We start from the raw sequence: 13,245 nt of genomic DNA, 5'->3' as shown, positions 1-13,245 counted from the left end.
TTTATCCACTCACCACGTATCTGTAGATAACTAACTCTCCAACAACTGGACTTTTCCTAGTTATTTTTACTATATCTCCTGGCTTAGCGTTAATGGCTTTGGCCATGGGATCTGATGCCTTCATCCATGGAAGCTGTTCTGGACCGACGCCTAGCTCTTTAAGAACATTATAAGCTTCCTCTATAGGCAAAACCTCATGTTTAGGAACTAAAGTGTGTTCCCTTGGGTCTATCTTTCTAGAAGATGAACGCATAACTTTTACACCCTAAAGTATACTAGGTAAAGCACCATAATGCGTATAATTATAAAAATTTAAGCTATGCTCTTCATATGAGATCTAGTCTTTTCAATTAATAACTTGGCATTCTCGAAGAGCTCAGAATGACTTTTACTTACTCTTGCTACGTTCTGATGTATAGCTTTTGTCCCAACAGCAGCTGCTACTCGCGGATATATTTCCCATTCGGTCATCTTTGGAATAATATAATCAGGTTCAATTCCTCTCTCCCTTACATGACTTGCTAATTCTCTTGCAGCCTCTATTACCATCTCATCGGTGATGGCCTTCGCCCTAACATCTAGGGATCCTCTGAATACACCTGGAAATATCAGAGAGTTGTTAACCTGATTTGGAAAATCACTTCTTCCAGTAGCGACAATTACCGCACCAGCCTCTTTAGCCTCTTCTGGCCATATCTCTGGAATGGGATTAGCTAGGGCAAATACTATAGGGTTTGTATTCATAAGTCTGATCCATTCCTTCCTTATTACCCCAGGTCCCTGCTTAGACGCTGCAATGAGTACGTCTGCCCCTTTAAACGCATCTTCTATAGTCTTAGCATCCTCCTTGTTCGTTTCCTTTAGAAGCTCATATTTCCAAGGATTTTCGGTCTTCATTCTCTCCTCGTCCAACCTACCCCTATACAATACGCCTGCCGAGTCTATTAGGACCATGTTTTTCAATGGAATTCCATACTTACTTAACAGCCTGGCTGTAGCTATATTAGCAGCACCGGTCCCAAATAAAACAATTTTTATATTATTTTGAGCTTTACCAGATAGTTCAAGAGCTGTGATAAGTCCAGCAAGCGTAGCCCCAGCAGTACCTTGCTGGTCATCATGCCAAACAGGAATCTGTAATATATCTTTTAGTTTCTCTAGAACGTAAAAGCATTTTGGAGACTCTATATCTTCTAGGTTTATTCCTCCAAAGGCCGGTTCAATAGTTTTAACGGTCTCAATTATCTTGTCTGCATCCTTTGTTCCCAAAGGAAGTGGTATTGCATCCACTCCTCCTAAAAACTTGAATATGAGTGCCTTGCCCTCCATAACGGGCATAGCTGCCTCAGGTCCTATATCGCCTAGACCTAGGACCCTTGATCCGTCTGTCACTATAGCTATGGAATTCCATCTATAAGTGTAGTGAAAGGAGAGGTCTGGGTTTTTGTTAATTTCCCTTGAAACGGCAGCGACTCCTGGTGTATACAATACTGAAAAATCGTTTAAAGAATTGACTGGAACCTTGGGCATCATTTGTATTTTTCCCTTATACCTAGCTGCAACTTCCAAAGCCATTTCCTCAAAGTTAGTTGCAACCATTTTTCTCATCTAATGGAAATCGATGCTTACTTAAAAATAATAAACAATGCCCCCTCACTTATAAACAAGGATTGGTGACTCTAGTTGACGCAGAGTAATGTAAGGCTTAGACAACCAATAGTTGTGGTTTTAGGCCACGTTGATCACGGTAAAACCACTCTCCTTGACAAAATTAGAGGTACCACAGTAGTAAAGAAGGAACCAGGAGAAATGACTCAGGAGGTAGGCGCTAGCTTCGTTCCTACAAGCGTAATTGAAAAAGTTGCAATGCCCTTAAAGAATCTAATTCCTATTAAACTTGAGATCCCTGGATTACTATTTATAGATACGCCTGGCCACGAGTTGTTTTCTAACCTCAGAAAGAGAGGCGGTAGCGTCGCTGACATTGCGATTCTAGTTGTTGATATAACAGAAGGTTTTCAGAAACAGACTATTGAATCGATAGAGATACTAAAAGAAAAAAGGGTTCCGTTTCTGGTAGCAGCTAACAAGATTGACCGAATACCAGGTTGGAAGTCAATTGAAAATGAGACCTTTTCTAAGTCATTCAAACTTCAGACGACTTCGGTCCAGAAAACGTTGGACAATTACGTATATAAGCTCGTAATGCAGCTAGCTGAATTAGGGTTTAATGCGGAGAGATTTGATCGAGTGAGAGACTTTACAAAGTATGTAGCTATTGTACCTGTCTCAGGTAAAACAGGTGAAGGACTTTCAGAATTGCTAGCTTTACTGGCTGGGCTAACACAACAGTATCTTAAATCAAGGCTGAGAATAGTAGAGGGACCTGCCAAAGGCGTCATATTGGAGGTAAAAGAAGAACAGGGTCTAGGTCACACAATAGACGTAATAATATATGATGGAATACTAAAGAAAAATGACACAATAGCCCTAGGAGGTCTAAACGGTGTAATCGTTACGAAGATAAGAAATATACTACTTCCAGCTCCGCTTCAAGACATGAGAATAAGCAAATATGGCTATAAGAGCATTGATGAGATCTCAGCAGCGGCTGGGATAAAGATATCGGGTCCGGGGCTTGAAGAAGCGCTTGCTGGCTCATCAATTTATGTAGTGGAGAATGAGGAAAAACTGCCCGAAGTGAAGAAGATAATAGAAGAAGAGTTGTCAAAGATTAGATTCTCAAAGGATTCTGTAGGAATTGTTGTCAAGGCTGACAGTCTAGGTTCTCTAGAGTCGTTAATCAACGGATTTGAAAGGATGGGGATTCCAGTAAGAGTGGCAGATATAGGCCCTATAACGAAGCGAGATGTCATTGAGGCAGAACTCTCTTCTAAAGAAGTTGAAGAATTTGGAATAATAGCTGCATTTAGAGTTAAACCTCTTCCTGGCCTAGAGATATCTAAAGTCAAGTTAATATATAATGATATAATCTATCAATTATTAGAAGAAACTAAAAAATATATTGACGAGATAAGGGAAAGAAAGAAAAGGAGAAGTTTGGACTCTCTCATCCTTCCTGGGAAAATTAAGATTCTCCCAGGATATGTATTCAGGAGAAGTGATCCAGCTATAGTTGGTGTGGAAGTTCTAGGTGGTATTATAAAACCTAAGTTCCCGCTAATTAGAGAAGATGGGCAAAGGGTAGGTGAGATATTGGGGATTCAAGATAATAAGAAAAACCTAGATAAGGCTACCAAAGGTATGGAAGTATCTATGTCAATTAAGGGAAACGTCATGATAGGAAGACAAATTCAGGAAGGGGATGTACTTTATACCGATGTTCCACAAGACGATCTAGATATGCTATACAAAGTTCATAAGGACAGCATCACGGAAGATATGATCGAGGTCATCAGAGAACTCATAAAAATAAAGAGGGTGGAAAATCCACTTTATGGTATATCTATCCAGTGAGCTCATTCTGTGAGAAGAATAGGGACATCTCTTTCTTAGCCTTTTCCTCTGCATCTGAAGCATGTATAACGTTTTCGCCTTTTGACATTGCTAAATCTCCTCTTATTGTTCCAGGAGATGCCTCCTTGGGATCCGTGGATCCTATTAACGTTCTCATAACTTTCACTGCCTCATCTCCTTCTATAACCATGCAAACAACAGGACCTGACGTTATGTAACTAACTAACTCGTTAAAGAAAGATTTCCCCTTATGCTCTTCATAAAGTTTTTCAGCAGTATTTCTATCAATTTTTACCATTTTCATCGAGACAATATTTAAGCCTTTTCTCTCTATCCTCGCTACTATTTCACCAACCAGCCTTCTCTTCACACCGTCAGGTTTTATCATTACAAATGTTTTTTGAACGGTCAATTTATCTTACCCTCGAATATGAGGCTGTCCATTTCAGTTTCTTAGGATCTTTGTGATATTTAAGCATATATTTTTTACATTTACTTGAGCAGAACCACAGAATCGTACCGTCGTTCTTAATATACATCATCCCGGTAGCTGGGGGGATATCTCCACCACAGAAGTTGCACTTATGCAAGACTACCATTATAATCATCTAACTCAATATGAGTGAAGTATATAAGTGAATTGGATAGACCTAATATAGGGTTTAAGAACAATGAGCGAAAAACAACAGGCTTCCTCCATAATTGAGGAGTTCGGTTTCCCAGCAGAGGTTATTCAATTGCTTGAAAGAACAGGAGTAACAGGAGAAGTAACGCAGGTAAGGGTGAGGGTATTAGAAGGCAGAGATAAGGGAAGAATATTGACTAGAAATATAAAAGGGCCGGTTAGACTGGGAGATATAGTAATCCTTAGAGAGACTGAAAGGGAAGCTAGAAAGTTAACAACCAAGAGGTAAATTCATGGCTATATTTTTACTTGATAAGCCTCTATTTTTACATATTCTTACGCAATTGAGGAATAAAGACACAGATCAAATTATGTTTAGAAAGGGAATGGTTAGACTTGGCAGACTGATCGGTTATGAGATATCAAATAACCTTGATTTAGATATTATCCAGGTAACTACTCCACTAGGAGCTAACGTAAAAGGAGTCATGATAAAGGACTTAGAAAATATAATGATAATTAACGTTCTTAGAGCAGCCACTCCACTTGTAGAGGGTCTTCTTAAGGCTTTCCCTGCGGCAAAACAGGGAGTTATAGCCGCATCTAGAAGAGAAAGTGAGAGCACATCGCCGCCTAAGGAAATGGAAGTTGATATAACGTATTTAAAAATACCAAAAATATCTAAGGAAGACATAGTTATAATAGCTGATCCAATGATTGCCACCGCAAGTACTATGCTTAAGGTACTTAATAGAGTAACCGAATTGAGTCCTAAGAGAATAATCATTGCATCTATAATATCGTCTGAATATGGGATAAATAGGATAATGAAAAAATTTTCATTTATAGATATTTTCACTGTATCTATTGATCCAGAAATAAATAATAGTGGGTACATTATTCCTGGACTGGGTGACGCTGGTGATAGATCCTTCGGATGAGGACCTTATAGAATACGCTTTAAAGGCTTCTAAAAATTCATACTCTCCTTATTCCAAGATCAAAGTTGGAGCAGCCATACTTACTGAGACTAATGATGTAATTACTGGAACAAATGTTGAGAACGCCTCCTATGGCCTCTCTATGTGCGCTGAGAGAGTAGCAGTTTTTAAGGCTATCTCTATGGGTATTAGAAAATTTAGAAAGATAGCAATCATTTTGGATGACGGAAAGGGGATAATGCCTTGTGGTGCATGCAGGCAAGTCCTTATGGAGTTTGGAAAAGATATAATTGTTATTACTAAAGATAAGGATGGAAGATTAGTGAAGTTTAACCTCGATAGCTTATTACCAAATTCCTTTACCCTTAAAGGTGAAGAAATTGGCTGAACTAAAAGCTAAAATAGGCCTAGAAGTCCACGTTCATCTAACCTCATTAAAGACTAAACTTTTCTGTTCCTGTCCAGCGGACTATATAAACCTGGATCCAAACACGGACGTGTGCCCTGTATGTTTAGGGTTACCGGGAGCCATTCCAGTATTGAATAAAGAGGCGTTAAGGAAGGCGTTAATGGTAGCTTTAGCCCTGAAATGTGAGTATCCAAAATATTTGACATTTACTAGAAAACATTATTTTTATCCAGATATGGCCAAGAATTATCAAATCTCTCAATATGATGGTCCAGGGAGCATGGCTATAGCTAGGAACGGTAGCATAAAGCTAGGTGAACGTATTATAAGGATAAGAAGGATAAATATCGAGGAGGATCCTGCTAAGACGGTATACCCAACAGGGTCAATGTTAACGAGTAGCTACACTCTTCTGGATTATAACAGATCAGGAATGGGAATGTTAGAGATAGTTACAGAACCTGATATAGAGTCCTCAAAGGAGGCTAAGACGTTTCTAGATAAACTCAGGTCTATTTTAGAACATCTTGGAGTATGTAACTGTGAAATTGAAGGATCTATGAGAGCTGACGTAAACGTGTCGGTAGAAGGAGGAGAGAGGGTTGAAGTTAAAAACGTAGGATCACCTAAGGATGTTAAAGATGCGATAGATTACGAAATCGCTAGGCAGCGAGCAGCCATATTGCAAGGATTAGGGGTACCTAGAGAAACCAGACATTGGGACTCGGACAGGAAGGTAACAGTGCCCTCCAGAGCTAAAGAGATGGATGAAGACTACAGGTACTTCCCTGATCCAGATCTTCCTCCATACGAGATAACTACAGAATTAGTAAAAGAGATTAACGACAATCTTCCCGAACTCCCTGACTCAAGGATTGAAAGAATTATCAAACAGTACGGAATAAGCAGATACAACGCCACTGTTTTAGTAATGGATAAAGCTCTAGCCGACCTTTTCGAGGATACGGCAAAGACGTATAAAGATTATGACAAACTCTCAAACTTGATAATTAATGATTACCTAAGATGGATAAACGATAAGGGAATAAAGATATCAGAGTCTAAAGCAAGCTCTATTCATCTAAAGGAACTTTTGGAGATGTTAGATAAAGGGATAATTACTATAAAGATAGTAAAAGAAATATTACCAATCATAATAATAGAAGGTAAAAGCCCAAGAGAGATAGTAGAATCAATGAACCTTACTACAGTTTCAGACGAAAAACTAATAGAAGGTATTATAGAAGACGCGCTTAAGAATGAGCCAGATATTAAGGAAAAGATTAGAAAGGATCCTAAAGTTGCCAATTATTTGGTCGGAGTAGTTATGAAAAAGACGGGGAAGAGAGCCGACCCTAAGTTAGTCAATGAGATCATCAGAAGAAAACTAAACGCTTGATCAGGAGGGTTTTTAACATCACGAGATCAGCACTTAAGATCTCAATCATCTATAAAAAGAGAGTAAGGCGGGATTTTAATGATTCATGATACCAACAAGGATAAAGACCTTAGAGATAGATTGTTAGCAGTAGACCTATTGAGAGAGCTTAAGGTAAGTTACACTTACAAAGAGCTTTCCAAAATGTTAGGGCTTCAAGAGAGCCTTCTTTGCAGATATGTTAATGGAACCACAATACCTAGTGAACAACAGGCTAGAGATCTTATAAATAAAGTTGCTAATAAAGGATTTGTTTCAAAGTTTTTTTACACTAGAATAAGGACCTTTTCTGATTCGTTCATTGACACTTCGGAACTGCTCCATTTCCCAAGTATGTTAAAGATCTTGTTAGAAAATCGTTTATCTAGATTCTTGGAGGCCGATAAAGTTATAGGAGTGGCCAGCAACGGCATACCTTTCGCTACGATAGTTTCTATAATCTTAGGCAAGCCGCTCATAGTTGTAAAGAAACATAAGGATTCCATTCATCTGAGCTACGTAGAAGAGAGCATCAAGGAATCCGACGGTGTGGTGAGTAGTATATATCTAAGAAAGGATTTTATCTCTAAAACTGATAAAATACTTATTGTAGATGATGTCATGAGAACCGGAAAGACTTTAATCACAACAGCTAATCTTATAAAGAAAGGTGGGGCAACGGTCTTAGGAGCTTTAGTGATAGTGGCAAAGAAAGGTATCTCAATAAATGACATACCACTGGAGGTAGTTTTCGAACTTTGAGCCTCGCTAGGTTAGTTAAAAACGTCTATCTAGTAGCAGGAAAAGAATTTGGTGATCGTGGTAACGCTTACCTGGTTAAGACATCGAAAGCAAATTTCCTAATCGACACCGGAGGAGAGCCTCAACCTGTCTCGATAATGAGGAACTTACTAACTCTCACAGATAACAAAAATGAACTAATCTATCTGTTTCTGACCAGCTGTATCTCTGATGCGTCTGCGGGAGCTAGCTTCCTTTCAGCCAGTATGAATGTTAAGATAATTATTCATGAAGATGACGCATCTCAACTTAGGAAAGGTTATTGCATGGGCTTAGAGTACCCTCCATCTTCACCCTACATGGTTATAAGGAAAGGAAAAATGATATTTGAGGGCTTTGAAATATTTAAAGCGAGTTCTCCAACTAAGGGCTCCATTGTAATAAAATTTGATGACTTCCTCTTTTCCGGAGCCACTGAACTGACTCCACTAGACTCTAATGTTAAATACGTTTTTGGGTTATATAGAATTAAGAGATGCTGAAATGGTATATGAAGAGTTATGTGGCTCTTGCTTTAGGCCTAGGCTTGTAAAGTTCTGTAATATAAAGAACACTAATGTGTGTTATGAGTGCTGCCTCAGATGCGAAAAGAGGTTAAAATGTGACATAAGAGTATGGTTTTATAGTTTAAGATCCGTTATCTGATAGAAATGAGACCGTATGTTATAATTTCTAGTACGATGACAATAGATGGTAGACTTGCCTCTAAGGACTCGTATAGTGAATTGAGTTGCAAATATGACAAGATAAGGCAACACGTCCTTAGATCGGAGGTAGACGCCATCATGATAGGGGCCAATACTGCAAGGATAGATAATCCGAGCCTAACTTTAAAGTACGTTAAAGGAACGAATCCAATTAGAGTGATAGTTACTGGTAATGGCCATTTAGATCAAAATCTTAGAATCTTCTCCGTCCCTCCGTTAACGATAATCTATACTAAAAACGAAAATCCACAACTAGAAAACCTGACAAAGAATCAAGTAAAAATAAGGAAATTCTTGAATATCTGTAACATTCTCGAAGATCTATATGAGAATTTCTCAGTTAAGAAGGTTATGGTAGAAGGCGGTGGAAAGTTGAATTGGTCACTAATTAAAGAGAACTGCGTAGATGAAATTAGATTAACCATATCTCCTAGAATATTTGGATCGGGTGTATCAGTATTTGACGGAGAAGGTTTTAGTGGCCACCTCTCACCCTCTTTTAAATTGAAAGAGGCGTACATATGTCAATGCAAAGAAGAAATAGTATTAACTTATATCAAACGATAAAAAATTTATTCGTTAAAGTATTTATACGTCTCTCTATATATATCTCCTTTCTCCAATACGCTCGCCACTCTCCTATACTTCATTGCGTCTCCTAGACTGTTCTCTCCATGTTTCTTTATCCAGTCATCCAAAGGTATTTGATACTCCCTAAGAACCTTATCTCTATAAAGGTCATTTAGCACGTTATATGTACAGAAGGGTATCACTCTTCCGTCTGGAACTACGTAATGTATATCACATCTCATCACCCTATTGATATCATAGTTATAAAGATCCATGAAGTGCATTGTGCCCAGGAAGAGCGTTCTATAATGCCACTCTCCTAGCGCTTCATAGTTATGAGAAACAACCACGTTATACAACATCTTATAGACGTCAAAGTCTTTAGGACCTTTCTCCTTATCTATGAACTTCCTGACGTTATAGAGCAATTTCATACCAATCCAGTACTTATTAGCGCCTTCTTTCAACTCCTCTGCTTTCTCCTTGAAGTATTCAAGTAATCCCTCTAGATCAATAAACTTAGATATGGGTATGAAATGAGGTTCTCTGTTTCTCCATTCGACATAAACGTAAGTTCCCGCTCCGCAGCTTGGATGATTAGCCATCTCGAACTGCTCCTTACCAGTTAGAGCTTCTACAAGCCTGGAAAATACAACAGAGGTGCCTATAGGATACCAGCTGTCTCTACTTATCTCCCCATCGGTTTGATCTTCTACGTTCTTTAAGACCTCTGGTATAGTTATTCTAAACTTGGCTCTCATATTTCTCTTCATCATGCCAGTGAGACTTACGGGTTGGAAGTTTATTGCTCTTACAACGTCCATGTTCCTTGCCGCAAATTTAACTATGTTACCTAGATCATGATCGTTAACTGTCTTAATTACTGTGGGAACTAATACCACGCTAGTCATTCCAGCTCTTCTGAAGACCTCTAATGTGTAAGGGATCTCCCAGTGGTTCTTCGGGTTAGTTTTTCTTGTAGTCCCATCAAAGCTCATGTACACTGTGTTAACTCCAGCCTCTCTAAGAGCTATAGCATATCTTATTGCCTTATCCGGATCACTCATGTACATTTTAGCGAACGTTCCTCCCCAACTATTGAGCTGAACGTGTTTTACTCCAGACTCTCTAAGAAGCTTTATAACTTCCACTATGTCTTCTCTTAACGTTGGCTCTCCTCCAGTCACTTGGATAACTAATGTAGTGTCTTGTCTCTTTAGCTGATCCACCATAAATTTAATCTGTTCCAAAGTGGGCTCAAAGACGTAACCTGCCTTTTCAGCGTAGAAGAAACAATACCAACAAGATAAGTCACACCTGTTCGTTATGACCAAGTTAACTAGAGCTGAGTGCTGATGATGCATTGGACAAAGGCCACAGTTATATGGACATGGAGACTTGAGATCTACATATGGAACTTTCGGTCCTTTACCCTCATATTCCCAATAGTCAAACTTGTAATACATTCCGACGTCTCCGTAGTAAAGATCCTCGAACTCTCCATGCTCAGGACAGATCTTTCTTATGTACATTTTCTCGTCTTTCTCGAAAATTGTAGCTGGTAATAGCCTGTAACAAGCCGGACACAAAGAGTGAGTCACGCGGATAAGTTTCTCGTCCTCTGAGAGCTTAGGTAAAGGACCCCCAATTTTAATGTCTCTGTCTCCAAATTTCACTACGCCATCTTCGAACTTAGACGGTGCTGGCAGAAGCCTGAATCCTTTAGTCTTTTCTGCCTCTACTTGTGCCATGAAGATCTATCTATCACATTGCAAGCACTATATATAAGTCTATTCTCCTAATTATCGGATTATTAGGCTAAAACCATCCCTTGAAATTGTCCCAACCATGAATTTCCTGTTTTATATTATTTAATAACACCTCTGGCTCTCCTTTTTCAATTTTTCCAATTTTAATTGAGTTTATTCCATTATCTGCCATCACGTTTAAAAACATCGACTCTTTGTCTTTTTTCACTATAAACAAACTTTCATACTCTTCTCCTCCCTGTCTTAAAGCTTCCTCGAACGATATCACCCCCTGATTTATCATGTCAGTAATAAAATAGGCTAGTGGAACTCGTTCCAGGCTTATCTTATTATTGATCAATTTTGAGATCTTATCGAGACTAACTAAGATACCGTCGCTTATATCAGTGCCTAATGAGATAGAATCACATAACTTTTCATGAGCCCTAATTAGACCTCTGTTTACAACTGGGTGTTTGAGCTTTATCATTGCCTCGTACTTGAGTGGAATGTTCCCTTTAGAGTTATACCACATAAATACCCCTGTAGTATATCCTATCTCTCCTGTGATGTAGACCAGATCACCGGGTTCACTGTTAGGCCTTTTTTCGCAGATTCGGGTTCCCCAAGAAGCTATATCTACCCATCCTTCTTTAGAGGAGTTTGTATCCCCCCCACCATAAATAATTTGATAGTAGCTTGAAGCGTCGCTAATCCCTCTAACCAGCATCTCAGCCTGAGTTAGATCTGTGTCTGGATCCAATCCAAAGGAGGACAGAACAACGCGAGGTTTAGCTCCATAAGATAGCATATCGCTCATTACAGCTATCACGGATTTCCAACCTATATCATAAAAGTCTATAAAAGGTAGGGTATATGTTAAAGGGAAACCGTCAATCTTTAAGACAACGTTATCTTCAGAGTAAACGTCCAACTTAACCTCAGATTTAACGTATTTGGATAAGACATCTGTTATGAATCTGTGCTCCCCTATCTCTTTTAATTTCACAGTAATCACCACGAGCCGCCGGCGGGATTTGAACCCGCGACCACCGGCTCTCCCTACTTAAGTACGAGGCCGGCGCTCTACCAGCTGAGCTACAGCGGCACTAAAAGATATCAAGTTCAGGCCTTTTAATCTGTTACTGTTTTGATTTCGTTAGCTCTCTTTAAAGCATGTTCATAGGCCTTTATGGACCTATGTATCAATTCTCTATACTCTCCCAAATATCTTAGTGGATCTAACGCTCTTCTTATTTCATCCACTGTTAAGATACTCATCACAGTCTCATCGTTAATTGCTGTTTCAAATAAGGACTTGCCACTTCTCCTCGCCTCTCTAGATATTCTACTGACTATTTCATGCGCCTTATGTCTAGGTAATCCCTTTAATGTTAGATTTATCATTAGACTTTCCGCCATGTTTAGACCCTTACTTAGCTCTAGGTTCCTGTGCATTGATTCTGGATTTATCCTTAAGTTACTCAATAACTCGTTGAAACTATCAATCATTTCATCAATAATAAGGAAAGCATGAGAAATTATGAATCTCTCGCTAGAACTGTTTGTCAGATCTCTCTCGTGCCATAACGGGATATTTTCCATCTCTGATAGAACTAACCCTCTGAGCACTTTGGCTAGCCCGCCAATTTTTTCTGCAGTAACTGGATTTTCTTTATGAGGCATTGTGCTACTTCCTACTCTGTTCCCTACACCTTCAGCAACCTCACCAATTTCTGGTCTCATAAGCTCTCTAACCTCAATTGAGAACCTGTCCATAGATGAACCCATTATAGCTAGGTCGCTTATTAGTTCAGCAAAACCGTCCCTTGGAGCTACCTGAGTTGATATAGCGTGCGGTTTCAGCCCCAACTCCTTCATAACTAACTCCTCTATTTTTAGCCCATCCTTACCCCACGCTGCCATTGTACCAACAGCACCGCTTATCTTACCTAGTACAACTCTATTCTCAGCTTCTAACAATCTCTCTAGAGATCTTGTGAGTTCATATAGATAATTCGCAAACTTAAAGCCTAAAGTTGTAGGAACTGCGTGTTGACCATGCGTTCTACCTACCATTAGTTGATTCTCGTATTTAATACTGAATTCTTTAAGTTTTTCTAAAGAGTTAATTAACTTCCTTTTAATAATATTTAAAGCGTCTTTAAACATCAAAGCGTAAGCTGTGTCTACAATGTCGTAGCTAGTGGCACCGAAGTGTATTAATTTGCCCGCATCCCCAGCCTTTTCAGCCATGGATACAACTAGGGCCATTACGTCATGTCCGAGTTTTTCTTCTAATTTGTCCACTTCTTCAGGTGTAATTAATGCTGAAACATTTTTGACTTTTTCCAGATCTTGTTCTGATAGGTAGCCTAGCGTCTTTAATGCGTTTAATAATGCTAATTCTACTTTAATCCTATAATTCATTATCCCCTCTCTGGAAAAGATCTCTCTCATTTCTTTGCTACCGTATCTCCAGTCTATTGGACAAATTACATCCATGTGTAAAGGGATTCAAGGAAGTTTAAAAGTACGTTTCTTATTTAG

The 13,245-nt window shown here is 39.0% G+C and carries 15 protein-coding genes and 1 tRNA gene; 8 read left to right on the top strand and 8 right to left on the bottom strand.

The genetic code is table 11. The features are described from left to right. Nucleotide 1 precedes the first annotated feature (1 nt). A complete protein-coding gene (locus MCUP_RS00170) occupies nucleotides 2–253 on the bottom strand; it encodes a DNA-directed RNA polymerase subunit H (protein WP_013736645.1) in 252 nt (83 codons plus the stop codon). Between the two features lie 59 nt (nucleotides 254–312). Continuing rightward, a complete protein-coding gene (locus tag MCUP_RS00165) occupies nucleotides 313–1,599 on the bottom strand; it encodes an NAD(P)-dependent malic enzyme (RefSeq protein WP_013736644.1) in 1,287 nt (428 codons plus the stop codon). A gap of 84 nt (nucleotides 1,600–1,683) precedes the next feature. Here MCUP_RS00165 and infB point away from each other — a divergent pair, with 84 nt between their 5' ends. After that, a complete protein-coding gene (gene infB, locus MCUP_RS00160) occupies nucleotides 1,684–3,477 on the top strand; it encodes a translation initiation factor IF-2 (protein ID WP_013736643.1) in 1,794 nt (597 codons plus the stop codon). Here the strand turns inward: infB and ndk are convergent. Further along, nucleotides 3,467–3,889 carry a nucleoside-diphosphate kinase gene (gene ndk / locus MCUP_RS00155; RefSeq protein ID WP_048057338.1) on the bottom strand — a complete coding sequence of 141 codons (423 nt, stop codon included), beginning with the start codon at nucleotides 3,887–3,889 and terminating at the stop codon, nucleotides 3,467–3,469. The two genes, infB and ndk, sit on opposite strands and share 11 nt — an antisense overlap. A 1-nt stretch (nucleotide 3,890) precedes the next feature. Next, a complete protein-coding gene (locus MCUP_RS00150) occupies nucleotides 3,891–4,076 on the bottom strand; it encodes a 50S ribosomal protein L24e (protein ID WP_013736641.1) in 186 nt (61 codons plus the stop codon). Between the two features lie 72 nt (nucleotides 4,077–4,148). On the opposite strand from MCUP_RS00150, the gene MCUP_RS00145 reads away from it, so the two are divergent. From MCUP_RS00145 to MCUP_RS00115, 7 genes are all read left to right on the top strand, one after another. Continuing rightward, on the top strand, nucleotides 4,149–4,391 hold the full coding sequence (locus MCUP_RS00145) for a 30S ribosomal protein S28e (protein WP_013736640.1): 243 nt from the start codon (nucleotides 4,149–4,151) through the stop codon (nucleotides 4,389–4,391). Nucleotides 4,392–4,395: 4 nt separating this feature from the next. Continuing rightward, nucleotides 4,396–5,043 (top strand): uracil phosphoribosyltransferase, encoded by a 648-nt coding sequence (upp, locus tag MCUP_RS00140; RefSeq protein WP_013736639.1) that lies wholly within the window; start codon nucleotides 4,396–4,398, stop codon nucleotides 5,041–5,043. Then, nucleotides 5,024–5,431 carry a cytidine deaminase gene (cdd, locus tag MCUP_RS00135; RefSeq protein WP_013736638.1) on the top strand — a complete coding sequence of 136 codons (408 nt, stop codon included), beginning with the start codon at nucleotides 5,024–5,026 and terminating at the stop codon, nucleotides 5,429–5,431. The genes upp and cdd overlap by 20 nt, the downstream gene beginning before the upstream one ends. Continuing rightward, the gene (gene gatB / locus MCUP_RS00130; RefSeq protein ID WP_013736637.1) at nucleotides 5,424–6,851 is read left to right on the top strand and encodes an Asp-tRNA(Asn)/Glu-tRNA(Gln) amidotransferase subunit GatB; all 1,428 of its coding nucleotides are present in this window, start codon (nucleotides 5,424–5,426) and stop codon (nucleotides 6,849–6,851) included. The genes cdd and gatB overlap by 8 nt, the downstream gene beginning before the upstream one ends. A 78-nt stretch (nucleotides 6,852–6,929) precedes the next feature. Then, on the top strand, nucleotides 6,930–7,631 hold the full coding sequence (locus MCUP_RS00125; protein ID WP_013736636.1) for a phosphoribosyltransferase family protein: 702 nt from the start codon (nucleotides 6,930–6,932) through the stop codon (nucleotides 7,629–7,631). Further along, the gene (locus tag MCUP_RS00120) at nucleotides 7,628–8,152 is read left to right on the top strand and encodes an MBL fold metallo-hydrolase (RefSeq protein ID WP_013736635.1); all 525 of its coding nucleotides are present in this window, start codon (nucleotides 7,628–7,630) and stop codon (nucleotides 8,150–8,152) included. Before MCUP_RS00125 ends, MCUP_RS00120 begins: the two co-directional genes overlap by 4 nt. 162 nt (nucleotides 8,153–8,314) lie before the next feature. Then, nucleotides 8,315–8,944 (top strand): 2,5-diamino-6-(ribosylamino)-4(3H)-pyrimidinone 5'-phosphate reductase, encoded by a 630-nt coding sequence (locus MCUP_RS00115; protein ID WP_193363702.1) that lies wholly within the window; start codon nucleotides 8,315–8,317, stop codon nucleotides 8,942–8,944. Between the two features lie 5 nt (nucleotides 8,945–8,949). Here MCUP_RS00115 and tes read toward each other — a convergent pair whose 3' ends face one another. From tes to purB, 4 genes are all read right to left on the bottom strand, one after another. Further along, nucleotides 8,950–10,698: a tetraether lipid synthase Tes gene (tes, locus tag MCUP_RS00110; protein ID WP_013736633.1), complete on the bottom strand. Its 1,749-nt coding sequence runs from the start codon at nucleotides 10,696–10,698 to the stop codon at nucleotides 8,950–8,952. A gap of 67 nt (nucleotides 10,699–10,765) precedes the next feature. Further along, on the bottom strand, nucleotides 10,766–11,704 hold the full coding sequence (locus tag MCUP_RS00105) for a thiamine-phosphate kinase (protein ID WP_013736632.1): 939 nt from the start codon (nucleotides 11,702–11,704) through the stop codon (nucleotides 10,766–10,768). Between the two features lie 13 nt (nucleotides 11,705–11,717). Beyond that, nucleotides 11,718–11,803 (bottom strand) — tRNA-Thr (locus MCUP_RS00100). Nucleotides 11,804–11,829: 26 nt separating this feature from the next. Beyond that, on the bottom strand, nucleotides 11,830–13,200 hold the full coding sequence (gene purB / locus MCUP_RS00095; RefSeq protein WP_013736631.1) for an adenylosuccinate lyase: 1,371 nt from the start codon (nucleotides 13,198–13,200) through the stop codon (nucleotides 11,830–11,832). Nucleotides 13,201–13,245 lie beyond the last annotated feature (45 nt).

It is taken from the genome of Metallosphaera cuprina Ar-4, assembly GCF_000204925.1.
Classification (GTDB): Archaea; Thermoproteota; Thermoprotei_A; order Sulfolobales; family Sulfolobaceae; genus Metallosphaera; species Metallosphaera cuprina.
Note: the sequence above shows the minus strand (reverse complement) of the source record. Positions and strands in the feature narration are given on the sequence as shown.